The organism is Streptomyces buecherae, assembly GCF_014295035.1.
Taxonomy (GTDB): domain Bacteria; phylum Actinomycetota; class Actinomycetes; order Streptomycetales; family Streptomycetaceae; genus Streptomyces; species Streptomyces youssoufiensis.
The window spans coordinates 8,365,298-8,388,905 of record NZ_CP060404.1 but is presented as its reverse complement, the minus strand read 5'-3'; the positions used below and the strand labels follow the sequence as shown (position 1 = coordinate 8,388,905).

The following is a 23,608-nucleotide window of genomic DNA, read 5'->3' as shown; positions in this document are numbered from 1 at the left end:
GGGCTCCTTCAGGGGGTCGTTGGGGCGATGAGGTCGGCGAGCGTCGCGCCCCGGCGAAAGCCGGCCGCGGCGGAGGCGGCGTCCAGCCGCTGGCGCCAGGTGGCGACCTGCTCGGGGGCTTCGATGATGGTGGTGGCGCCGGGGAGGTCGAGCAGGATCTGGTCACCGATCTCGTCCACGTCCAGGCGCAGGAGGCGCACCGGGGGCGCGCCGGTCAGCGGGTGCCAGCCGGCGCTGAGCGGGAGCACCTGGAGGGTGACGCGCGGGCGTGTCATCAGGCGTTCCAGGGCCTGGTGTTGGGCGCGCATCACCTCGGGCGAGCCGATGACGGTGTGCAGGGCGGTGGCCGAGACCGCGGTCCAGAGTCGGGCCTGGCGCTGCCACAGGCGCTGTTGGCGCTCGGCGACGAGTTCCACGGCGAGGTCGAGTTGCTCGGCCGTGTGGTGCGGGTGTCGGGCTCGGTAGAGCGCCGCGGTGTAGTCGGGGATCTGGAGCAGGTCGGGTACGAGGGCGGGGTGCCAGACGCGGACCAGGGAGGCGGCGCTCTCCAGTGCGATCCACTCCTGGTAGTCCCTCGGCATCACGGGGCGGTAGCGCTGGTGCCACCAGCCCGGTCTGGCCGCCGCGGCGGCCTGGCCCACCAGGTGCTCCCGCTCGGTCGGGGGCAGGCCGTACAGGGTGAGGAGTTGCTCGATCAACCCGAGGTCGATAGAGGTCTTGGCTTCCTCCAGACGCCAGACCGTGGTGTGCGCGACGCCGGCGGCCTCGGCGGCCTGCGCCACGCTGCGGCCGACCTCCTCTCGTACTCTGCGCAGCCGTTTGGCCACCACGCGGTGCTCCAGCGTGGGGCTGGATCGTGGCCGCTGCGGCACGTCGTCCTCCCCGTCTCGGTTGCTCGCCGCCGCTGCGGGCGGGTCGTTCGGCGGTGCCCGATTCTGATAGGCACATGTTGCCAAGTGTGCAAACTGCGCGCATGGTTGAGCGTATGAGCTATCGCTTTCCAGAGGAACCCTCGACACGGCGCGGCGATCAGCCGGCCTGTGCGTGTCGCCGCTGGATACCCGCCGAGCCGGAGGGGCCGGCCATCGCCCGCAGGCAGGTGCGCACGGCCCTGGAGCTCTGGGGGTTGGACGAGCACACCATCGAGCACGCGGCCCTGCTGGTCAGCGAGTTGGTCACGAACGCGGTGGAGCACGGTCGGCACCGGGGGCGGCTGCGCATGGTGTGGTGCCACGTCCGGCGCACCCCGGAGGGTTTGCGGCTGGGGGTGTGGGGGCCGACCGGGGACACCGTGCCACGGGCCCGCCGGCCGGTCGAGGACGGCGATGTGGACGTCACGGACCTCGCGGAGTCCGGCCGCGGGCTGCTGATCGTGGACGCGCTCTCCGAGCGGTGGGGCACGCGGCGCGGGCGGGTCAGCCGCGAGGTGTGGGCGTTGATCCCCGCGCGGCAGTGGGCGCACTCGTGACGGGCGACCGCCGGGCCGAGGTGGAGCGCGCGACCCGGGACCTCTACGACGCCCTGGCCCGCCTCGAAGCGCTCGGCCAGGCGCCCTACCCGGTGGGCGGCCTTCCCGGCCGCGCTCCGGGGCCCGTCCTCGCCGGTTGGGGCGAGCGGGGCATCCTGCTGCCCCGTGAGACGCTCATCTGGTCGCCGCCCAGCGGGCGTTCCGACGAGCCGGGGATGTGGATGCGCTGGCCCCACGAGTGGACCGCGCCCCGGCACCGGCTGTGACCCGACCCTGGCCGCGGGCGGGTGGGGGTCAGAAGACCGGCAGGGCGAGCAGCGAGCCCCCGTTGAGGACGAACAGCCTGTTGGCGTCGCCGGCCAGGGTGCGGCCCTGTCTGGCGGCGAGCGGGTACGTCTGGGCCACTCTGGGGCTGGAGCGGGGCAGGCCGCTCACGCCGGTTTCGCGGCTCTCCGCCACCCACACGCTGCCCGCCTGGACCACCGGCGGCTGCCAGGGTGGGGCGACGCCGGTGACGAAGGCGGGTGGGTGCGCCTCGTCGCCGTTCGGTTGGAGGGAGCGCAGCGCCTCGCTGTCCAGCGAGAAGACCACCCCGCTCGCGACGGTGGGCGGGCCGAAGCCGTAGGCGGCGCCCCGTACGGGGTGCAGCGGGTCGTGGCTCCACAGGGTTTCGCCGTCGCTGGCGCGGATCGCCGTGAGGGTGTGGCCGCCGAGGAAGACGGTGCCGCCGTCGATGGCCGGGGGCAGCGCCGCGGCGGCCTGGCCGGTGCGGACCCATGCCTTGGCGCCGTCGCGGGTGCGCATGGCGGCCACGTCGCCTGAGGCCGCGCAGGTCACCAGCAGGCCCGCCCCGAGGGCCGCCTTCGGGCGCCCGCCCGCCAGCGCGAGGGGCGGGCGGCGGGTCCACAGGACGCGCGCGTCGGCCGTGGACACGCACCGTACGGCCCCCTCGGAGGTGAGCGCGTACACGTGGTCGGCGTCGGCGGCCAGCAGGGTGGTGGCCTGGATGTCGGCGGTCCATCGGGGGGCGCCGGTCGAGGCGACGTAGGTGCGCAGGACGCCGTCCCCGTCCGCGGCGGCCACCAGCCGGTCGGCGATCGACAGGTACCCGGCGTCGGCGCGGGCGTCGCCGGCCCGCCACCGGGGCTTGCCGTCCGTGACCCGGTGGGCGGCGATCCCGCCGCCGGCGGCGGCGAACACCACCATGTCCCGTACGGGCAGGGGGCGGGGCGAGCCGCTGTCGGCGACGCTCGGCAGCGGGCCCCACAGGGCCTGTGGGGTGCCGTTGTCGGAGCCGAGCCTGGCGGGCCGCACCGCCGCGGCCGGGGGGATGTCGAACGGGTCGGACGGGCTCTCGTCGGCGTCGCTGGCCAGCCACCAGGCGGTGCCGGCCGCGCCGGCCGCCAGTAGGGTGCCCCCGCCGGCCAGGGTGAGCAGGAGGCGCCTGCGGGTGGGGCGGGTGCTCGTTCCGGCGGGGGTGGGTGTGTGGCTGGGTGGCGGGCCCACGGCGTTCTCGTCCTGTACCAGGCGTCGGGCCGCGGCCTCTCGCTGGCGGATCTCGTCGGCCAACGGCCCTACGAGCCACAGGCGTTCGCTGCCCGCGGGCGGTGAAGCGGCGTCGGCGACCTGGAGCGGGAGGGGGCGGGCGGCCGGGTCCTTGGCCAGGCAGGGTTCGAGCAGTTCGCGCAGCGGGCCCGGTACGCGTTCCAGGCGGGGTTGGCCGTGCACCACCTCGTAGAGCACCGCCGCCACCTCGGCGCCCCGGTAGGCCGGTTGGCCCGCCGCGGCGAAGGCGAGGACGGTGCCGAGCGAGAACAGGTCGGCGGCCGGCCCGACCCGTCGGCCCAGCACCTGTTCGGGTGCGCCGTATCCGGGGGTGACGGGCACCTGGCCGGTGCGGGTGAGGGTGAGGCCGTGCTCGGGGCGGGCGATGCCGAAGTCGATGATCCGCGGCCCGCGCGAGGTCAGGACGACGTTGGACGGCTTGAGGTCGCGGTGGACCAGCCCCGAGGTGTGGATGTCGTGGAGGGTGCGGGCCAGGGAGCGGGCGACCTCGCGGAGGAGGGCGTCGCCGAACGGCCCGTACCGGCGCACCGCGTCGTCCAGGGTGGGGCCGGCGAGGAACTCGGAGGCGATCCACGGTCGGCCTGCCTCCAGTTCCGCGCCGAGCACCCGGGCCACGCCCTCGCTGGTGACCGCGCGGGCGGTCTGGGCCTCGCGGACGAAGCGCTGGGCGAGGTTCTCGTCCTGCGTGAGTTCCGGAAGGAGCACCTTGACCGCCGCGGGGCGCCCCCGCGCGTCCCGTCCCAGGTACACCTTGCCCATGCCGCCCTCGCCGAGGACCCCGACGACGCGGTAGGGCCCGAGGCGGAGTGGGTCTCCGGGGCCGAGGGGTTTCACGCGGTGCGCTCCTTGGCGGTGGGGGGCGTGGCGTACCGGCGCGGGGTGTGGGGCGCGTCTGGTGGCCGGTGGGTTGATGGGTCGGTTCGTTGGTGGGTTGGTGCGGGGCGGGGGCTCAGGCCAGGGGCAGGGCGAAGGTCTCGCGCAGTTCCCGGACGTACAGGCGCTCGCGCGCGTAGTCGGGGGTGAGCACGGTCGCGTCGGTCTCGTACGTCCACACGGCGCGCCGGGTGGTGAGGTCCACCGCGCGCAGTCCCTGGTCGTCGAGGCTGTAGAGGTACTCGCGGCCGATCACCGGTGGCACGTCGCGGTTCAGGCGTCGCCCGTCGAGGTCCTTCTCCAGCCAGTTGAGGCTGCCGGTGAGGGCGTCGACGGCGACGACGCCGCGGTCGCCCTCGGTGCAGTACAGGACGCCGTCGCGGAGGGTGGGGGCCCCGTACACGCGCTCCTCGCCCGCGCTGTCGCCGACGTCGCGGCTGCCGTTCTCACCGAAGAGCCACCCGAGGGCGCCGTCGGACAGGTCGCGTGCCATCACCGCCTCGTCGCAGAGGTAGACATGCCGCTCGTCGCGGACGACGCGGCTGGGCGGCACGCTGCTGTAACCCTCCGTCTCCGACCACCGCTGCCTGCCGTCGCGCGTGGCGTGCACCGCCACCTCGACGGCTTCGGTGTAGGGGTCCTTGCGCCACAGGAACAGGTTCTCGCCGGTGACCGAGCCGCCGAGGAAGGGTGGCCCGTACTGGTCACCCGGCTCGTCCACGGGGCGGCGCCAGTGCTCGCGCCCGGTGCGCAGTTCGACGGCCAGGAGGTACCAGCGGTTGCCCGACGTCGTGCGGGCGGTCAGGTAGGCGCGGCCTCCGGCGACGCACAGGAGTTGGTTGCGGGCCTCGTCGCCGGCGAAGTCCGTCGTGTCCACCCGGGGCTTGGTGAGCCTTCCGCTGGTGGGGTCGATCTCGCCGAGCACGAGGGAGCGGCCCTCGTCGTGCTCGCGCAGGGCGTAGACCCTGGTCCCGTCGCTGGCCCAGCGCCAGCCGTCGCCCATGTTGGCCTGCCAGGTGCCCTCGCCGCTTTCGGCGTTGACACCGGTCAGCACGATGCCGGCGGGTACGGCGAGCCCCTGCTTGGTCGGCAGGACGTCCCCGTACGCCTCCGGGCAGCGGATGGGGAACGTCCACAGTCGGGCGGGGGGCTTGGCCGGCGCGGCCGTGGCTGTGGCCGTGGGTTTGCCGGGCTTCCTGGCGTCGTCCTTCGTCGTGTCCCGGTTGGCCAGCCAGGCCCACACTCCGCCGCCGGTCAGGCCGGCACCGGCGAGCGCCGCGCCGCCGGTCAGCGCGAGCAGCCGGCGCCGCGAGGGGCCGGGGGCGGTCGGGGCCGCGGCGGGCGCGGGCGCGTCGGGTGGTGGGGGTGGCTGCCGGTCCGGCGGTGTGCGCCACACCTCGGCAGCGCGCCGGGCGATCTCCCGGAGCACGGCGTCCGGCAGCGCGTCCACCCACGAGGGCGGGGCCTCGCCGGCGCCGAGTGCGGTGGCCAGCTCGTCGAGGGTGGGCCGGTTGGCCGGGTCCTTGGCCAGGCACCGGGCGAGCACCGGGGCCAGGTCGGGGTCGACGCCGCCGAGGTCGGGCTCGGCGTAGCGGACGCGGAAGAGGAGTTCGGCGGGCCCGCCGGCGCCGAACGGGCCGTGCCCGGAGGCCGCGAAGACGAGGACGCCGGCGAGCGCGAAGACGTCGCCGGCCGCTCCGTGTTCGAGGCCGGCCGCCTGCTCCGGTGACATGAACGCGGGCGTGCCGGTGGCGTCGCCGAACTGGGTGAACTGCTCGGCGCCGATCGCCTGGGCGATGCCGAAGTCGATGATCCTCGGCCCGGTCGCGGTGAGCAGGATGTTGGACGGCTTGAGGTCGCGGTGCACCGCCTCCGAGCGGTGCAACCGCGCCAGGCCCTCGGCCAGGGCGGCGCCCACCACGCGCACGGCGGGCGCCGGCAGCGCCCCGCCGGCCTGTACGGCGACGTCCAGCGGCGGCCCGATGACGTACTCCGTGGCCAGCCAGGGTCGCGGCGCGGAAGGGTCGGCGTCGTGCACCGCCGCGCCGTACCGCCCGCCGATCACGCGCGCCACGTCCGTCTCCAGCCGGAAGCGGGCGCGCAGTGCAGGTTGGGCGGCCAGGCGGTCGTGCAGCGTCTTGACGGCGACGGTGCGCCCGCCCGCCGTGCGGGCCAGGTAGACCGTGCCCATGCCACCGCCACCGAGCCGGGCCAACAGCCGGTAGGGCCCTATGGCGTGGGGATCGTCGTGCAACAGGGCCGACAGCATGTCGCTAGCGCACCTCCGTGGGGTGGGTGGGGAGTTCGGCGGCGAGCGCGTTCGCGGACTGCGTGGCCAGGGCCGCGACGACACGGCCCGGCAGTGACACCGGCTCCGCCGTGGCGGTCAGGGTTCCGTACGCGGCGCCGGGCGCCAACTCGGCCAGGATGTGCGCCGGTTCGGGCCTGCCGTCCGGGTCACGCGACAGGCAGGCCGAGACGAGCGGGCGCAGCCCGGCGGGGATCTCGCTCCGCTCGGGTACGGCGTGGCCGGTGGCCGCGTAGGCCAGGACCGCGCCGAGCGCGTACACGTCGCCGCGCGGGTCGACCGGGGCGCCGGCCAGGTGCTCCGGGGCCAGGCACTCCTGGTCGACGCCGGGCAGGCCGGCGCGCGGCGTGCCCTCGGGCGCGGCGGCGCGTACCGTCCCGAAACAGGCCAGCAGCGGGCCGTAGGCGGTGAGCAGGACAGCGGCGGGGCACACGCCGGCGTGGGTGATGCCCAGTACGTGCGCGGAGGCCAGGGTCTCGGCCAGCGCGGCGCCGACGGCGCGCACCGCGCCCTCGGGCAGCGGGCCGCCGTGCGCGGTCAGGGCCGCGGTCAGCGGGAGGGCGGGTTGGTACGGGGAGGCGTGCCAGGGAAAGGCGGCGGTGCCACCGAGTTCGGCCACCGGCCAGAACCCGGGCTGGTTCAGTTGGTTGGCCCACCGCGCCTCGGCCGCCCAGCGGGCCGGGTCGGCGCCCGGCGCGGGCAGGCTGACGAGGACGGTGCGCTCGCCGTCGGCGCCGCGCGCCAGGTAGCGGCGCTCCGGCGGTACGCGCGGGGAGCGCGCCGCGTCCAGTCTGGCGAGGGCGACGTACTCCCCAACGCGTGGTGGGTCCGCTGGCTGTAACCCGTGCATGGCCGCCCCCTCAGCTCGCGTTGGCAGGCGAGCCTACCGGCGCGCGCCGCAGGCCCCGGGGCGGGGGTTGCCGGGGTCGTCGGCCCGGCCGGGGCGGTGCGCCAGGGGCTCGGGGCGGGGCGGGGGCGCGGCCGGGGTGCGGGCGGCCGGGCAGGGCGCGGCGGGCTGGTGCGCCGACCGGGGCCTGGCGCACCGCGTCCCGCTGGGTCGGCGGCCGGTCTCCGTACGCGGCGGGGGCCGTGCGCGACGTGTGACAGGGCCTCAGTGGCGCGTCGGGGTAGGGAAAATCGGCTCGGTGGTTCACTCGTCCCGCGGGCCTCACGGGTCACCGCGCCACCCCGCGCGGGGAGTTGGGCGCGCGGCCTCCGCGGGGCCCGTTGCCCCCGTAATACGGGCGGAGCGGGCCCCTGGGCGGCCTCGGCGACGCGTCGGTGACGGTGGGGCGACGCCGGGGGTGCGGGAGTGGTAGGCGGAATAAGGGCATGAATTGGTCTAGTCCTACCTTGGTTCAGACCATTGACATGCCCATATCGCCAGGGATATTCCATAATCCCCAACCGCTGCGCACCGGGATTCCTAGCGGCCCCTTCTCACTCAGCTTGGACAATCATGAGACGTAAGCGCTCGCTCCGCGCGGCTCTCGCCGCGACCGTCACCGCTGTGGTCGCAGCGGGAATGACCGTGATCGGCGGCGGCACCGCCGAGGCGGCGACCCCACTGCCGCCCCGCGTCTTCGCCCCCTACTTCGAGGCCTGGACCGGGGAGAGCCCGGCCGCCATGGCCAAGGAAGCCGGCGTGAAGTACCTGACGATGGCCTTCATCCAGACCGAGGCCAAGGGCTCCTGCACCCCGTACTGGAACGGCAGCACGAGCACGCCGATCTCCCAGGCCACCTTCGGTGAGGACATCAAGACGATCCAGGCGAGGGGCGGCGACGTCATCCCCTCGTTCGGTGGCTACACGGCCGGCACCACCGGCACCGAGATCGCCGAGAGCTGCAACGACGTCGACAAGATCGCCGCCGCGTACCAGAAGGTGATCACCACCTACGACATCTCGCGGCTCGACATGGACATCGAGGTCAACGCGCTGGACAACACCGCCAGCGTCGACCGGCGCAACAAGGCCATCAAGAAGGTCCAGGACTGGGCCGCGCAGAACGGCCGCAAGCTCGAGGTCTCGTACACGCTGCCGACCACCACGCGCGGGCTGGCCGAAAGCGGCCTGGCGCTGCTCCGGAACGCGGTGAGCAACGGTACGAAGGTCGACGTCGCGAACATCATGACGTTCGACTACTACGACAACCAGCCCCACGACATGGCCAAGGACACCGAGACCGCGGCCCAGGGGTTGCGCGACCAGCTCGCCCGCCTCTACCCGGACAAGACCGACGCGCAGCTGTGGGGCATGATCGGCGTCACCGAGATGCCGGGCGTCGACGACTTCGGCCCGGCCGAGACGTTCACCCTGGCCAACGCCAGGCAGGTGTACAACTGGGCGGTCGGCAAGGGCATCAACACGCTGTCGATGTGGGCGCTCCAGCGGGACAACGGTGGCTGCCCCGGCGGCGGGGCGCGCAACGACTGCTCGGGCATCGAGCAGAACACCTGGGACTTCAGCCGCATCTTCGCGCCGTTCACCAGCGACACCAAGCCCCCGACCAGTGACTTCTCGGTGACGACGACGCCGACGTCCGGCTCGGTCACCGCGGGCGGCACCGCGGCCACCACCGTGCGGACGACCGTGACGGCCGGCGACGCGCAGAAGATCGACCTGACCGTCAGCGGCGCGCCGAAGGGCATCGCCACCTCGCTCAGCCCGCGCTCCGTGACGGCGGGCGACTCCTCCACCCTCACCTTCACCGCGGCTCCCGAGGTGAAGTCGGGTACGTACACGATCAGCGTCAACGGCGCGGGCGCCGACGTGAACCACTCGGCCTCGTACACCCTGACCGTCGTCGGCGACAACGGCAGCGAGTGCTCGGCGAGCCCCTGGTCGGCCCAGACGGTCTACACCGGCGGCCAGCAGGTCTCGCACCAGGGTCACACCTGGAAGGCCAAGTGGTGGACGGTGGGCGAGGAGCCCGGCACCACCGGCGAGTGGGGCGTCTGGCAGGACCTCGGCGCCTGCTGACCCGACACCCCCAACGCCCCTCACACCGCACACGGACGGCCGGCAGGCACTCGCCTGTCGGCCGTCTCCGTGCCCACGTGAGCCCGCGCCCGTACGCGGCACGCGCCGCCCCGTACGGCCGCCACCCGCGCCGCGACGGCGCCACCACGCCCGGCGCCCGCCCCGCCGCGACAACGGCGGAAGTTTCGCACCGACCCCCCTTGACCGTGTCCCGACAAGCAGTACGGTCTAGACCAAGTAGGAGGCGTCGGCCGCCGCACCGGCCGGCGATGAGCCGCGCACCCCCACCCGGTCGCCCCTGACATGCCGCGCCCGTGCCTCCCGCGACCATCGCCCGCCCACGGCGGGCCCCCCACCGAAGGAGCCGACATGCACGGTAAGAAGAAGCTGGCCGTCACCCTCGGCGCGGCCATCGCGCCGCTCCTGGCGGTCTGCCTGCCCTCCGGCACGGCCAGCGCCCACGGCTACATCTCCTCGCCCCCCAGCCGGCAGGCCCAGTGCGCGGCCGGCACCATCGCCTGCGGGCCCATCAAGTACGAGCCGCAGAGCGTGGAAGGCCCCAAGGGGCTGCGGAGTTGCAGCGGTGGCAACGGCCGCTTCTCCGAGCTGGACGACAACAGCAAGGGCTGGAAGGTCACCCCCGTCAGCCGCACCACCAGCTTCAACTGGCGACTGACCGCCCGCCACGCCACCAGCACCTGGCAGTACTACGTGGGCAGCACCAAGGTCGCCGAGTTCAACGACGGCGGTGCACAGCCTGGCTCGACGGTGACCCACCAGGTCAACTTCGGCAACATCTCCGGCAAGCAGAAGGTGCTGGCGATATGGAACATCGCCGACACCGCCAACGCCTTCTACGCCTGCGTGGACGTCAACATCAGCTAGCACGAGCGCACACCAGCTCGCCTCGCCCAACCCCCCGACACAGCCCGGCCACGGCCCGTCCGTGGCGGTGTCGGAGCGGTGTCGGCCAGCCTGGTCACGCGGCGAGACCCAACCCCGGAGCGCCCCGCGGCTTGTTCAGCCGCGGGGCGCTCCCAGGTGGCGTCGGGTCTGGCGCTCGGTTTCCCGTCGCGCGCGAACAGGCGCGCGGCGCGGTCAGGTCGGCAGGACGCAGCCGACGGAGACGGTGGCGAACGGGGGGCCGGAGCGGGTGAGGGCGCCGGTCTCCTTGTTGACGGTGAACGTGCCGATCGTCTTGCCGTACTGGTTGCCCGAGAACAGCAGGTTGCCCGCCGGCGAGAGGCTGATGTGCCGGGGCCAGGAGCCCCCGCACGGCACGGTGTCGAGGAGCCGCAGGCCGGCGCCGCCGCCGGTGACGGCGAACCGCGCGATGCTCTCGTGGCCACGGTTGGACAGGTAGACGAAGCGGCCGTCGGCCGAGATCGTCACCTCGGAGGGGTAGTTGCGGGTGCCGGGGTCGGTGCCGTCGGGCAGGGTGGGTTGGCTGTCGCCGTTGGTGAGGACGCCGGTGGACGGGTCGTAGGAGCAGACGGTGATGGTGCTGTTCAGCTCGTTGGCCACGTACGCGTAGGGGGCCGTGGGGTGGAACACCATGTGGCGGGGGCCGGCGCCGGGCACCGACTTGGCCTCGGACACCGGCCGCAGCGTGCCGCCCGGACCGAGCTGGTAGGTGTACACCGTGTCCGTGCCGAGGTCGACGGCGAAGACGTAGGCGCCCTTGGGGTCGGTGAGGATCTGGTGCGCATGCGGCCCCTCCTGGCGCTCGGGGTCGGGGCCGGAGCCGACGTGCTGGACGAGTGAGGTGCGCGCGCCCACACGACCATCGCCGCCCAGGGCGTGCGCGGCCACGCTGCCGGCGCCGTAGTTGGCACTGAGCAGGTAGCGCCCGCTGGGGTGGACCGCGAGGTGGGTGACGTTGGCGCCGCCGGTGGACTGGGCCCGGCCCAGCGCCGCCAACCGGCCGCCCGCGCCGATGGTGAACGCGCGGACCGCCCCCTCGCGGCCGGCGCTGTCCAGCGCGTAGAGCACCTTGCCGGAGGGTGCCAGGGCGAGGAAGGACGGGTCGGTCACCGCGGCGAACGCGCTCTTCCTGGTCAGCGCGCCGGTCGTGGTGTCGTACACGCAGGTGATGATTCCGCTGCCGTACGTGCCGAGGAACGCGTAGCGCGACGCGGCCGTGGCGCGCCCGCCGGTGGCGGGCGCCGGCAGGGCCTGCGCGGCGGACGATCCGCCGAGCACGGCGGCGCCCAACACGCCGGCGCCGAGCGACCCGACGAACGAACGGCGTCCGATACCGAGGCCGGTGCGGAGGGGGTGCTCCGAGCGGTGTGGGGACATGATGGGCACCTTTCGTACCTGGGGCTGGGGGGTGTGCCTGGGGCAGGGGTGGCGTGTGCGACGGCAGATGACATGGCTTGGTCAAGAAGCGTGCTGCCTCTCGCTGCTTAGGTACAGACCAATTAGCGCCAAGGCAACGCCCACAAGGGTGTGTCGGCGCCACGCACGTGGCGGCGGGTGCCGGCGAGACGGGCACGGGACACGGGCACGGGGACGCTCGCGGGCCGGGCGACGGCCGGTGCTCGGCGGCCGGGTCCTGGCGCCTGGCACCCGACGGGCAGGCGGTGGCCGTGCGGCCGGGGCACGCGCTCACGCGCTCACGCGTCAGCGTGTGCCTCGGGGCGGCTCCCTCGCGCTGTGCGGGTCGGCTGGCGGTGGCTCAGCCGGCGGTGGCGCGGCCGTCCAGGCCGGCGAGCAGCGCGGCCTCCTCGTGCGGGGTGAAGCCGAGGTTCATCGGCGGGGTGCCGCGCTCGCGGTCCCAGGCGAGCACGTCCGCGACCGTCACCGCGAGCGGTGTCGCCGTCAGCCCCGCCGCCCGGGCGCGCGCCGCGCTGCGCTGCTGGGAGGACCACACCGGACGCACCAGCGGGAACATCGGCGGCGCGGACTCCGCCGGCACCCGCACGATCTCCGGAACGGTTCCGGCCACCCGCCCGCAGGTGGCGATCAGGCCGCCGAGCGTGACGGGTTCGGCCGGCCCCACCGCCGTGAACGCCCCCGGCCGGTCGTCCAGGACCAGCCGTACCACCAGGCGCGCGAGGTCCCGGGCGTCCACGATCTGGACCGGCTGCTCCGGATCGGCCGGCAGCGCCACCCGCCCGCCGCGGGCGGCCCGGCGCACCCAGTAGGTGAAGGTGTCCGACGGGTCGTGGGGGCCGGCCACCCTGCCGGGGCGCACGATGGTCGCCCGCTCGCCGTAGCGTGCCCATACGTCGTCCTCGCAGGCCACCTTGAGCCGCCCGTAGGTCTCGCCGTCGATCTCCTCGGTGGCGCGGAACGGCGCGCGGCGCGGCGTGTCCTCGTCCGAGCCGGGTCCGACGCCCGTCTGTTGGTAGACGGCGTGGCTGGAGATGAACAGGTACCGGTGGACCCGCTCCCGCAGGGCGTCCATCGCCTGTCCCACGTGGCGGGGCACGTAGCCGCTGACGTCGACCACGGCATCCCAACGCCCCAGGTCTAGGGCCCGGTAGTCGCCGGTGTCCCGGTCGCCGATGAGCCGGGTGAGCCGCGGGAAGAGGTCCGTCCCGGTTCTCCCCCGGCCGAAGAGCGTCACCCGCACGTCGTGGCGCAGGACCTCCTCGACCACCGCACGGCCCACGAACGACGTGCCACCCAAGACGAGAACGCGCATGACGGCTGACCCTAACGCGCGCGCCCGCCGATCCCCTGGGCGAACGCGGGCCACTTGACCGGCGGTTGGCTCGATCCCGTCTCGACAACGGCCCGGTGGCGGGGGTGCTCGGGCCGGCCCGTGGGACGGCTGGTCGCGCGGCCGGGCGCGCGAGGGGGCGCCATGGCGTGGTGGGCGAGCCGCGCGGCGGGCGAGCTCGGACCGAACTGGCCGAATGTTATGGCCCGTTGACAGTTCTCTGAAACGAACGCGTGTGCAAGGCTCCGCACCGGCGGCGCACGGTCACGCGCGGGAAGGAGAACGATCGGCGCTCGCCGGACACCGATTCCTCCCCCACGAAGGAGTGTGTGATGGTTTCCACCAGACGCTGGGGCCGCCTGGCCGGTCTCGCCGTCGCGGCGACCGGTCTCGTGGCCGTCAGCTTCGGCCCCGCCTCTCCGCAGGCGTCCGCGGCCCGGTCGGACGCCGCCCCGGCCGCGGCCTCTGCCGCCCGCTCGACCAACCCCACCTCGGCCAACCCCGCCTCGGCTCCCGCGCCCTCCGCGGCCGGCACCGAGCGGGCGAGCGAGCGCTCGCTGCGCTACGGCGACGCCGGGCGCTCCTGGAGCACGGAGATCCGCTCACCCGGCGCGTCCTACGTCAAGGTGCACTTCGCCTCGCTCAAGCTCGCCGGCGACGACCGGGTGACGGTGGCCTCCCCCGACCGGCGCGAGGTGCACACGTACTACGCCGACCGGGACCGGGGCTCGGACTACACCGTGCACGGCGACTCCGGGTTCGCGGCCCTGTCGATCGACGGCGACACCGCGGTCGTGACCCTGCACGCGACCGGGGCGCGGGACGCCGAGCCACTGGCGCGCCGCGGCTACGGCGTGCGGATCGACAAGCACTTCCGCGGCTTCGACGCCGCCGAGCGGGCCGCGCGCGCCCCGTCCACCCGGAGCGTGTGCGGCACGGACGCGCGCCGGGACGTGGCCTGCTACCGGACCAGCCACCCCACCGAGTACGCCCGTGGCAACGCCGTCGCCCGCCAGTTGCTCAGGGGCACGGGACACTGCACGGCATGGCGGGTGGGCAACACCAACCGCATGCTCACCAACCAGCACTGCATGGAGAGCGCCGCGGACCTGCGCGCCAGCGAGTTCCAGTTCGACTACCAGTGCGCGACCTGCGGCGGCAACAACCCGGGCCCCGGCACCAAGGTGAGCGGCCAGCAACTGATCAAGCTGAGCGCCCTGTCCGATCTCGACTACGCGCTGTTCAGCGTCAACAGCTTCGAGAGCATCCAGAAGTACGGCACGCTCTACCTCGACCCGCGCACCCCCAAGGCCGGCGAGCGCATCTACATCCCGGGTCACGGCGACACCACGCCCAAGCGGCTCTCCCTCTACGAGGAGACGCAGGGCGGCGCCACCTGCAAGATCGACGTCGTGTCGTCCGGCGTCAACACCGGCTACCGGTGCGACACGTCCGGCGGCAACTCGGGCTCACCGGTGCTGGCCGCCTCGTCGCACAAGGTCATCGCCCTGCACCACCTGGGCGGCTGCCCCAACTGGGGCACCCGGATCTCGCTGGTGTACGACCAGATCAAGGGTGACATCGACAACACCCAACGCGCGCCCGCAGCAGCCGCGTAACCCCCACCCCATCGCACCGCACACCGCCACCCCCTGTGGCTGACCCTGCCCTGCGCACGGACGCCCACAGGGGTGGCGCCGGTGCCCGGCGCGGCGGGACCAGCCTCCCGTCGCGCCGGGCCGTCCCGTCACGTGAGCCGTGGGGCCCCGGGCCCCGCTCACAGCTTGCGCGCCACCCCGCCGTACATGGCGACGTCCGCGTCCCGGACGGTGGCCTGGCCCGGGCCGGGGTGCCAGTGGTGCACCAGCACCACTCCGGGATCCACCAGGTCGAGACCGGCGAAGAAGGCCCGGGACCGCTCGTGGGACCGCAGCCGCAGGGTCATGCCGCGCCGGGCGTACTCCCGCGCCACGCCGGTCATCTGGTCCGGCGCGGAGTCCGCCGTGGCCGTGGTCAGGGCCAGGAAACTGCCGCTGGGCAGCGGCTCCATCAGCCGCCGCACGATGCCGTACGGATCGTCACGGTCGTCGAGGAAGTGGACGACCGCGATGACGCTCAGGGCGGTCGGCTGGGACAGGTCGAGCGTGTCGCGCACCTCCCGGGAGTCGATGATGGACTCCGGGTCGCGGAGGTCGGCCCGGAGGAAGCTGGTGCGGCCCTGCGGGGTGCTGTCCAGCAGGGCCTGGGCGTGGGCCAGCACGATCGGGTCGTTGTCCACGTAGACCACCCGGCTCTCGGGTGCGATGCCCTGGGCCACCTCGTGCAGGTTGGGGAGGGTGGGGATGCCGGTGCCGATGTCGAGGAACTGGCGGATGCCGCGCTCGCGCGCGAGGTGGGCCACCGACCGGGCCATGAAGTCCCGGTTCTGCCACATCGAGACCGGTAGGGACGGCCAGACGCTCCGCATCGCCCGTGCGGCGTCCTGGTCCGCGGGGTAGTTGGTCTTGCCTCCCAGCAGGTAGTCGTACACCCGGGCCGGGTGGGCCGTGGAGGTGTCCAGCGGGAAACGTGCGCGGTCGTTCCTCGTCATGCCCTGCCTTCCCTGCCACGAGAGTCCGGCCCGGCCCCGGGGCGCGGTCCCCGTCGCCAACCGCGCTCTCCCCCGTGGGGCGTTACGAGGGAAGGGCGCGCCACCGAACGTAAGCCGTCGGTTGCGCACCGTATCGCGCGGCGGGCCGCCGGCCGCGTCCGCCCCGTCGCGTGCGTGCGGCGCCATGGCGGAGTCCCGGCGGAGTGCGGCGTTCCGGCGGGCGGCGGTGGGTCGCGCGGTGGGCGGGGCCCGCAGGTTGTTGCCGAGAATCGGCCCGCCCGCTCCCGCTGCCGGCGATCAGCGCCTTACGATACGGCTGCGCACACGGGACCACGGGGGGCTTGGTGTCCAGCATGTCGCAAACGAGTTCGCGTTTTGACGTCTCATCAGGATGGCTCGACGGTGCGGGGCCGCGGCGCATGCGGCGGCTGGCCGGCAGGCTGCCGGACGGCGTGGAGTTGTACGGGCTGCTGCCCGGGGGCGGCATCGTCTTCGCTGACCGGGACGGCGTCCGGGAACTGGGGCCGGAGCGGGAGTTCCTCCGCTTCATCGACGACGGCCAGTTCGCGCACTACCTCGTCGGCGACGCCGCCACCTCGCCCGAACGGCCCTCCAACGCGACCGTCAAACTGGGTGTCGTCGGCCCGCGCAGCGCCTTCACGCCGCACGCGCACGGCGGCGAGCACTTCGTCCTCAGCCTGGGCCACGCCGCCTGCGGCCTCTACGACGCGGACCGCGCGGAGGTCACCCAGGTCCCGCTGGTGCCAGGTGTCATGATCCGTATCCCGGAGATGATGCCCCACTCGTTCGCCAACCGGGGCGGCGCGCCGCTGACCATCCTGGCCGCCAACACCGGCTACGGCATCGACCACGCGGACTACGCGATCACCGCCCAGGAGGCGGAGCGGCGCTCGGCCGCGGCCTCCGGGGGCGGGCCCGCCGAGGCCGGTGCCGTCGTCGCCGACGGGCCGCTGGGCACGGTACCGCGTGCCGGCACCGACTTCGCGGCGCTCGCCGCGGCGCTGCGCGACATCGAGGGCGCGCAACGGCTGCGGGGCACGGGCACCACCACCGTGCGGGAACGGTTGGCCACGCGCATGCGCAGGATCGCCAGCGCCCTGGAGGTCCCGCGGTGATCTGCCCGCACTGCGACGCGTCGCTGCTGCGCAAGGAACGGCCGCACAACGTGTGTGGCAAGTGTCGGCGGCGCTACGCGCTCGATCCGAAGACCAACCCCCTGGGGCTGAGCGACCTACGGGTGCGTCGGGTGGTGGCCAAGCTCACCGACGACGGGCGGTTGCCGTGCACGCCGGGGCACCTGTGGTACGCCCTGTCGCGCAGGTCGCTGCGGTCCCGCCCCGTCGGCGGTGCCTACGTCGCCGCGGCGCTGCTCGGCGCGGCCCTGCTCACAGCCGGGTTCTTCGCCGGCCCGGCACCGCTCGCCTACTTCGGCTTCGTGCTGGCGCTGCTCGCCCTGGTGCTGTGCCTGCTGGCGGCGGCCGACCGTGACCAGGGGCGGCCGAAGATGCTGCCTGGCGCGTTCCGCAGGGACGTACTGGAGCCGTGGGTGCAGGTGTACGGCGAGTTGCCGCCGGGCGTGGTGGAGGACCGGCGCTATCCGGCGCCCGGTGGCCTGTCCGGCGCCGGACAGGCCATCACCCTGCTGTGTCCCGACCTGTCCGTCGCCACCCTCATCGCCGCGGCGGGGCTGCCGGAGCGCCACGGCCTGCTGCTGGTGCGCGACCTGCCCGAGGTGCCCGCGCGGGGCCCGGTCATCGTGTTGCACGACGTCAGCGCGCCGGGCCTGTTGCTGCCCTGGCGGGTGCGCGAGGCGCTGCCGGGGCGCGGGGTCATCGACGCCGGGGTGCCGTTGCGCGCGGTGCGCGGCGTGCCCAACGCGGTGCCCTACCGGGACCACCAGCCCGGTGGGGCCGTGCTGTCCCGGCTCGCCGAGGTGGGCGACTACACCTCCGACGAGCTGGCCTGGCTGCGTAAGGGCTGGACGTATCCGCTCGTCGCGGTCCCACCCGGCCGACTCCTGGACGCCGTGCGCCGCGTCGCCGAGCGGGTCGGGCGAGCCGCCAGCGCCGACCAGGGACGCGCCGCCACCGTCGGCTTCCTGACCTGGCCCGACGAGGGGGCGCCATGACGTGTCCGCACTGCCAGGCGAGGCTGTTGCGCAAGGAGCGGCCGGGCAGCACGTGCTCCCGTTGCCAGCGCGCGTTCGCTCTGGACCCCAAGGTGCACGGGCGGGGCATGAACGACCTGCGCATCCGGCGCCGGGCCCAGCAGGTCACCCAGGACGGGCGGCTCAAGGTGACCCTCACCCAGTTCTGGTACCTGACGCACACGGGCAACCACTACTCGGAGGCGCGGCTGCCCAGTGGCAAGCCGCGCCGGTACGCCTGGCTGCTGGTGGCGCCGGTGGTCGCCGGGGTCATCGCGGGCACGATCGCGCTCCCCGTGCAGCCCGGCCTCAAGTGGTGGCTGGCCGCGATGGCGTGCCTGTTCGTGTGCGGCATGGCGGCCAAGGCCCAGGACTCGTACACGCCGGCCCGCTCCGCGTGGGCGAGCGTCGAGCCCTCGTACGCCTCGTTCCGCGCGATGATGCGCGGCCGGTGGACGCAGGTGTACGGGGCGCTGCCGACCGGGATCGTGGACGACGAGCTGTACGTCGCCCCGGCGCGGCCGGCGATCGTGCCGCGGGTCGCGTTGCTCTGCTCCGACCGGGCCGTCGTCGCCTTCCTCTCGGTCAACGGCCTGCCGCGGCGACTGGAGATGACGGTGGCACCCACCGTCGACGAGTTGCCCGCCGATGTGCCGGTCGTGGTGGTGCACGACGCGAGCGCGCGGGGCGCGTTGCTGGCTCTTGAGACGCGGGCGACGCTGCCCGGCCGGGTGGTCGTCGACGCCGGTCTCTCGGTGCGCACGGCCCGCGACAGGCGGCTCGTGCGGCGGCTGAGCGAGCCGTCGGGGGTCAGCTCGGCGCATCTGCGCACGGCGGCCGGGCTGCCGTTGACGTTGGCCGACTGGCTGGCCGACGGCTGGTGGTACCCGATCGCCGCGGTGCCCCCGGCGCGGTTGGTGCACGTGGTCGAGCGCGCGGTGGAGCAGGCCGTGCAGCAGGGCCGGATCGCGGGCGACCCGCGGCAGCGACGCGCCGCCACGACCGGCTTCATGACCTGGCCCGCCGCTCCCGGCGCCGCTGACACGAAGGGCAGGACGACCCCATGACAGCGCCAGGCGTGCCGGCCGGGCACCAGGAACAGGCGGCGGGCCGCGGGCTCGCGACGCGGGTCGTCGACCGGGCGATCACCGTGGCCGCGGCGCGCGCCGCCGCGCCCGGCGGCATTCGCTTCACCGAGCGTCAGCTCTACTACGCGACGTGTCGCGTCCTGTGGCCCGCGCCCACCCTGATGGGCCGCCTGCCGCACTCCCCCGCGCCCTCCCTGCGGCTGCCCCACTTCACGCGGGCGCTGCGGACCCGCGAGACGGCGGTGCCGGGCCTGTTGAGCCAGGCCGAGATCGGGGCGGCGGCCGGCCCCGGGGCGGGCCAGGCCCGGGAGCCCGACCTGTACGACTACGGGCTGCCGCGGCTGCTGGTCTGCCAGGACCGCTCACTGGCCCGCATGTTGGTCGCCAACCACGTGCACCTGGAGGCCGGCTGCCCGGTCGTGGCCGCCGAGGAGTGCTGGCCGCTCGACGCCCGCCTGGTGGCCGCCCTGGAGCGGGCGGAGGGCGCCACCGTGTACGTCCTGCACGACGCGAGCCCGGCCGGCGTCGCGCTGCCCGCCCGGCTGCGGGCCGGGCTCGGCCCGGTGCCGGGAGTGCGGGTCTCCTCGCTCGGGCTCGTACCGCGACACGCCGCCGCGCTGCACCTGACCTCCGGGCGGGCCCGGGGCCCGGTGGCGCTGCCCGAACCGCTGCCCAGGGGGCTGCGCCCACGCGAGGCGGCCTGGCTGGCGCGCGGCCGGTTCGCGCAGCTCGCCGCCGTACCGCCGGATCGGCTGCTGCGCGCGGTGCTGCGCCGCACGCGCGGGCCGCGCCCGCCACGGCCGTCGGTCTGGAACGAGCTGCGTGACCTGCGTGCCGCCGGCTTCCTCACCTGGCCGACGCCGTGAGACCGCTCGGTACGCCCGGCGCCGCGCGCTGCCCGGGACACCGCCCGCCCACCGTCGACCGCACACCCGAGGACCCCAGATCATGATTCGGCCACGTGACATCGGCTACACGGACGAGCTGCTCGCCGACGGCAGCGTCCACCGCGCGTACGAGGACGGCCGCCAGGAGTGGCGCCGACGCGGGGACGACGGACTGGTGCACTGGCACGACGACCGGGGCGCGGCGGGCACCGACGAACAGTTGGGCCAGCGCGTCATCAAGCGCGCCTACGCCGACGGGCGGGTGGTCTACGCACGGGACATCGGCTACGGCCGGACGGTGTGGGGCCGGGGCGAGACCATGCTCGTCAACCGGACGTCGTTCGGCGGCCGGACCGGTGCCGCGCTGGCCGCGCTCGGCGTGGCCGGTCTGGCCGTCACCGCCGCGCAGCTCCCCCCGCCGTACCTGACGCCGGCGGAGGAGGAGGCGCTACGGCAGCAACAGGCGGCCCAGGGCTCGGGCGGCGGTGGCGGCGAGGTCGGCCTGGGCGGCGAGGAGGAAGCGGGCTGGGAGGGGGACTGGGAGGCGGACGACGGCGGCTGGAGCGACGACGACTTCGGCTGACCCGCCCCCGCTTCCCACCCCCGTGCGAACCCGCGGGTGACACGCGCGACACGATCGACGTACGCCGCGCCCACCCGTCCCCTCACCCAGCCATCCACCCACTGGCTCGCCCGTCGGTCGAGCACGCGGACGAGGAGAGGAGCCTGACATGGCTCGCCTGTGCGCCTGTCTGGCGCCCGACACCGAACGCGCCCGCGGCCACCTCGCCGCGATGGGCGCCACCCCGGGCAGGCCGGTCGGCGCCTTCCCGGCGGACGCGATGGCGCCCGGGCTCGGCTTGGTCGTCTCCGAGCACGGCCACGCGGATGGTCCCTTCGCCGCGCACGGGCTGACCGGCGTCGGCGAGGTCACCGTGCACAACCGCGCGGAGCTGTGTGCCGTGCTGGCGGCGGCCGGTGACGTGCCGCCGCCCGGCTGCTCCGACGGCGAGTTGTTGCTGCGCTGCTGGGCCCGGCTCGGGGAGGCGGGCGTCGCGCTGGCCGAGGGCATGTTCGCGCTCGCCGTCCGGGACGGCGCCGACCTGTTGCTGATCCGCGACCACGTCGGGGCGCGCACCCTGTTCTACGCCCGGGCCGACGGCTGCTGGGCCGCGTCGTCGTCGCTGCGGGCGCTGCGCCGCTGGCCGGCGCTCGGCACCGGCGTGAACCTGGCGGCCGTCCGCTCGTTCCTGACCTTCGCCTATCTGCCCGGCGACGAGACGCTGCTGCGCGACGTGCACGAGGTGCTGCCGGGGCGCGTGGTGCGGCTGTCGGCGTCGGGTGCCGTCACCGAGCGGGTGTACTGGGAGCCGCGTGAGCGCGTGGCCGACCCGGAGCCGGCGGACCCCTCGGAGTACGTGCTGGCCCTGCGGGCGGCGTTGGAGGAGGCGACGGCGCGACGGCTGCCGGCGGGCGAGGCCGTCGGCGTGCTGCTGTCCGGCGGGATCGACAGCTCGCTGGTGACGGCGCTGGCCGCGAAGGCGCACGACCAACCGGTACACACGTACTCGATCAGCTTCGGCGATGAACTCCCGCACGAGCTGGGCTACTCGGGGCTGGTCGCCGCGCACTGCCACACCCGGCACCGGGTGCTCACGGTCTCCGGCGACGCGGTGGCCGCGCGGCTCGCGGACGCGGCGGCGCTGCTCGACAGCCCGGTGGGCGACCCGTTGACGGTGCCCAACCTGATGCTCGCCGAGGCGGTGGCGGGCGACGGGCTGCGCGTGGTGCTGAACGGGGAGGGTGGCGATCCGGTCTTCGGCGGCCCGAAGAACCTGCCGATGCTCGTCCACGAGATGCACCGCGACCCGCTGGGGGGCGGCGAGGACCGCGCCACCGCGTACCTGCGCTCGTACCGCAAGTGCTGGAGCGACCTGCCGGAGTTGCTGACCGCCGACGCGCTGCGGGCGCTGGTCGACGCGCCCGCCCCGCAGCGGTTCGTCGAGCCGTACCTGACCGGGCCGGGGCGGATGGAGTACCTGCTCAACCAGTTGTTGCACTGCAACCTGCGGACCAAGGGCGCGCACCACATCCTGACCAAGGTGGAGCGGCTGACCGCGTCCCAGGGGATACAGGGGCGGGCGCCGCTGTTCGACCGGCGGGTCGTCGACCACGCCTTCGCCACGCCGCCCCGGTTGAAGCTGCGCGGGACCGTGGAGAAGTGGGTGTTGAAGGAGGCCGTGCGGGACCTGTTGCCGGCCACCGTCGTGGACCGGCCCAAGAGCGGGATGCGGGTGCCGGTGCAGCAGTGGCTGAGCGGGCCGCTGCGCGAGCTGGGTGGCGACCTGCTGCTCGGCTCGGCCGCGCGGCGGCGGGGCCTGTTCCGGCCAGAGACGGTGCGCGCCTGGATGCGCGGCGACGGCACCCTGCTCCCCCGGCAGGGCGGCAAGGTGTGGCTGGCGCTCACCCTCGAACTGTGGTTGCGCTCCTACGAGTTGTGAGGCGCGGCCGCTCGGGCCGGTGGGCCCCGGGGCGTGGCGCGGCCCGGGGTGCCGGGCCGGGTGGGTTGGACGTATCGACACCTGGAGGATGAGTCATGAGCAACCCGACATCGGGCGCGGCGACCCTGTCACTGGTCGATCCCCGTACCGGGCGCGTGCGGGGCGTAGCGAGCCCGGGGCGCGAGGAGGAGGTGGGCCACGCGGTGGCCGCGGCGCGCGCGGCCTGGCCCGCCTGGCGCGCGCTGACGCCGAGGGAGCGTGCGCGCCGGCTGGAGCGGCTCGCCGCGCTGGTCGAGGAGAACGCCGACGCGTACGTGGCGCGGGAGCGGGCGGGTACGGGCAAGCCCGCGACGGAGGCGGCCGGCGAGCTGGAGCAGGTCGCCGACCTGCTGCGGTTCTACGCGTCGGCGGCCCGCGCCCAACTCACCCCGGCCGCCGGGCGCCTGGTGGCCGGGCACGAGAGCTGGGTGCGGTGGGAGCCGCTGGGTGTGGTGGGGGTGATCGTGCCGTGGAACTACCCGCTGATGATGGCGGCCTGGCGGTGCGCGCCCGCGCTGGCCGCGGGGAACGTGGTGGTGGCCAAGCCGGCGGAGACCACGCCCGACGCGCTGGCGCTGCTGGCCGACCACGCCGACCAGGCGCTGGGCCCCGGCGTGCTCCAGGCCCTGCCCGGTGATCGGACCACGGGCCGGCTGCTGGTCGAGGCCGCTGTCGACATGGTGGCGTTCACCGGCAGCGAGGCGGCCGGCGCCGACGTGGCGGCCCGGGCCGGAGCCCGGCGGGTCAGCCTTGAACTCGGCGGCAACGCCCCGGCGGTGGTGTTGCCCGACGCGCCCGAGGACACCTGGGCGGAGCTGGCCCGGGCGGTCACGTACAACGCGGGCCAGAGCTGCGCGGCGCCCGCCCGGGTGATCACGTTGCGCGACAACTACGAGGCGGCCGTCGAGCACCTGACGCGGGCCATGGCCCAGCGGGTGGCCGGTCGCGACTTCGGGCCGCTGAACAACGCCGACCAGGCCGCGCGCTACGACGACCTGGTGGCGGCCTCGCGCGCGAAGCGCGACGTGGTCGCCGCGGTGGCGCCCGGTGCCGGGGAGGCGGGCGGCTTCTGGCGCGGGGCGCGGGTGCTGGCCGACCTGCCGGACGACGATCCGGCCGTCGTACAGGAGGTGTTCGGGCCGCTGCTGACCGTGCAATGGGCGCCCGACGTGGAGGCGGCCATGCGCATGGCGTGCGGGGTGCCGCAGGCGTTGGCGGCGAGCGTGTGGACGCGGGACATCGGGCTCGGGCTCGACGTGGCGGGCCGGCTGAACGCGGGCGAGGCGTGGGTGAACTGCCACCTCGTGCAGACGGCCGAGTTGCCGCACGGGGGCAGGGGCGCGTCGGGAGGGGGCACGGACCTGAGCGTGTTGGCGCTGCACGAGTACCAGCGGCCCAAGACGATCACGGCCAGGCTGGCGCTCGGCCCGGCCCGCTCCTAGCCTTCGCCGCCGCCCGCGCGCGGCGG

At 74.8% G+C, this 23,608-nt stretch carries 19 protein-coding genes; 12 read left to right on the top strand and 7 right to left on the bottom strand.

The window, feature by feature from the left end; genetic code table 11:
- Nucleotides 1-8 precede the first annotated feature (8 nt).
- Nucleotides 9-872 carry a DUF5753 domain-containing protein gene (locus H7H31_RS33280; protein WP_187060533.1) on the bottom strand — a complete coding sequence of 288 codons (864 nt, stop codon included), beginning with the start codon at nt 870-872 and terminating at the stop codon, nt 9-11.
- 101 nt (nt 873-973) lie between these two features.
- On the opposite strand from H7H31_RS33280, the gene H7H31_RS33275 reads away from it, so the two are divergent.
- Both H7H31_RS33275 and H7H31_RS33270 read left to right on the top strand, forming a co-directional pair.
- Nucleotides 974-1,468 carry an ATP-binding protein gene (locus H7H31_RS33275; RefSeq protein WP_232110216.1) on the top strand — a complete coding sequence of 165 codons (495 nt, stop codon included), beginning with the start codon at nt 974-976 and terminating at the stop codon, nt 1,466-1,468.
- Entirely contained in the window at nt 1,465-1,734 is a 270-nt protein-coding gene (locus tag H7H31_RS33270) for a hypothetical protein (protein ID WP_187060532.1), read from the top strand. Before H7H31_RS33275 ends, H7H31_RS33270 begins: the two co-directional genes overlap by 4 nt.
- Nucleotides 1,735-1,762: 28 nt before the next feature.
- Here H7H31_RS33270 and H7H31_RS33265 read toward each other — a convergent pair whose 3' ends face one another.
- The 3 genes from H7H31_RS33265 to H7H31_RS33255 all read right to left on the bottom strand — a co-directional run bounded on the left by H7H31_RS33265 (nt 1,763) and on the right by H7H31_RS33255 (nt 7,065).
- Nucleotides 1,763-3,868: a protein kinase domain-containing protein gene (locus H7H31_RS33265; RefSeq protein ID WP_187060531.1), complete on the bottom strand. Its 2,106-nt coding sequence runs from the start codon at nt 3,866-3,868 to the stop codon at nt 1,763-1,765.
- A 115-nt stretch (nt 3,869-3,983) separates the two neighbouring features.
- On the bottom strand, nt 3,984-6,176 hold the full coding sequence (locus H7H31_RS33260) for a protein kinase domain-containing protein (RefSeq protein WP_187118199.1): 2,193 nt from the start codon (nt 6,174-6,176) through the stop codon (nt 3,984-3,986).
- A gap of 4 nt (nt 6,177-6,180) precedes the next feature.
- Nucleotides 6,181-7,065 (bottom strand): protein kinase family protein, encoded by an 885-nt coding sequence (locus H7H31_RS33255; protein ID WP_187059666.1) that lies wholly within the window; start codon nt 7,063-7,065, stop codon nt 6,181-6,183.
- Nucleotides 7,066-7,674: 609 nt separating this feature from the next.
- Here H7H31_RS33255 and H7H31_RS33250 point away from each other — a divergent pair.
- Entirely contained in the window at nt 7,675-9,198 is a 1,524-nt protein-coding gene (locus H7H31_RS33250) for a glycosyl hydrolase family 18 protein (protein WP_187060156.1), read from the top strand.
- Between the two features lie 369 nt (nt 9,199-9,567).
- Complete coding sequence (locus H7H31_RS33245) at nt 9,568-10,083, top strand: lytic polysaccharide monooxygenase auxiliary activity family 9 protein (RefSeq protein WP_187060155.1); 516 nt, start codon at nt 9,568-9,570, stop codon at nt 10,081-10,083.
- A gap of 213 nt (nt 10,084-10,296) precedes the next feature.
- On the opposite strand, the gene H7H31_RS33240 is transcribed toward H7H31_RS33245, so the two are convergent.
- The gene (locus H7H31_RS33240; protein WP_187060154.1) at nt 10,297-11,499 is read right to left on the bottom strand and encodes a lactonase family protein; all 1,203 of its coding nucleotides are present in this window, start codon (nt 11,497-11,499) and stop codon (nt 10,297-10,299) included.
- Nucleotides 11,500-11,878: 379 nt separating this feature from the next.
- A complete protein-coding gene (locus H7H31_RS33235) occupies nt 11,879-12,850 on the bottom strand; it encodes an NAD-dependent epimerase/dehydratase family protein (protein ID WP_187061155.1) in 972 nt (323 codons plus the stop codon).
- 350 nt (nt 12,851-13,200) lie between these two features.
- On the opposite strand from H7H31_RS33235, the gene H7H31_RS33230 reads away from it, so the two are divergent.
- Nucleotides 13,201-14,487 (top strand): trypsin-like serine peptidase, encoded by a 1,287-nt coding sequence (locus H7H31_RS33230; RefSeq protein ID WP_197995982.1) that lies wholly within the window; start codon nt 13,201-13,203, stop codon nt 14,485-14,487.
- A 158-nt stretch (nt 14,488-14,645) separates the two neighbouring features.
- Here H7H31_RS33230 and H7H31_RS33225 read toward each other — a convergent pair whose 3' ends face one another.
- The gene (locus tag H7H31_RS33225; RefSeq protein WP_187061154.1) at nt 14,646-15,458 is read right to left on the bottom strand and encodes an SAM-dependent methyltransferase; all 813 of its coding nucleotides are present in this window, start codon (nt 15,456-15,458) and stop codon (nt 14,646-14,648) included.
- 353 nt (nt 15,459-15,811) lie between these two features.
- Between H7H31_RS33225 and H7H31_RS33220 the strand changes: the two genes are divergently transcribed.
- The 7 genes from H7H31_RS33220 (at nt 15,812) to H7H31_RS33190 (ending at nt 23,582) form a co-directional block, all read left to right on the top strand.
- Nucleotides 15,812-16,594 carry a cupin domain-containing protein gene (locus H7H31_RS33220; protein WP_232110215.1) on the top strand — a complete coding sequence of 261 codons (783 nt, stop codon included), beginning with the start codon at nt 15,812-15,814 and terminating at the stop codon, nt 16,592-16,594.
- Entirely contained in the window at nt 16,591-17,607 is a 1,017-nt protein-coding gene (locus tag H7H31_RS33215) for a hypothetical protein (protein WP_187061152.1), read from the top strand. Before H7H31_RS33220 ends, H7H31_RS33215 begins: the two co-directional genes overlap by 4 nt.
- Nucleotides 17,604-18,692, top strand: a complete 1,089-nt coding sequence (locus H7H31_RS33210) for a hypothetical protein (protein ID WP_187061151.1) — start codon at nt 17,604-17,606, stop codon at nt 18,690-18,692. The genes H7H31_RS33215 and H7H31_RS33210 overlap by 4 nt, the downstream gene beginning before the upstream one ends.
- A complete protein-coding gene (locus H7H31_RS33205) occupies nt 18,689-19,579 on the top strand; it encodes a hypothetical protein (RefSeq protein ID WP_187061150.1) in 891 nt (296 codons plus the stop codon). The genes H7H31_RS33210 and H7H31_RS33205 overlap by 4 nt, the downstream gene beginning before the upstream one ends.
- Nucleotides 19,580-19,661: 82 nt before the next feature.
- The gene (locus H7H31_RS33200; protein WP_187118198.1) at nt 19,662-20,183 is read left to right on the top strand and encodes a hypothetical protein; all 522 of its coding nucleotides are present in this window, start codon (nt 19,662-19,664) and stop codon (nt 20,181-20,183) included.
- 148 nt (nt 20,184-20,331) lie between these two features.
- Nucleotides 20,332-22,101 (top strand): asparagine synthetase B family protein, encoded by a 1,770-nt coding sequence (locus H7H31_RS33195; RefSeq protein ID WP_187061300.1) that lies wholly within the window; start codon nt 20,332-20,334, stop codon nt 22,099-22,101.
- Between the two features lie 95 nt (nt 22,102-22,196).
- Nucleotides 22,197-23,582, top strand: coding sequence for an aldehyde dehydrogenase family protein (locus tag H7H31_RS33190; RefSeq protein WP_187061299.1), 1,386 nt, complete (start codon nt 22,197-22,199; stop codon nt 23,580-23,582).
- Nucleotides 23,583-23,608 lie beyond the last annotated feature (26 nt).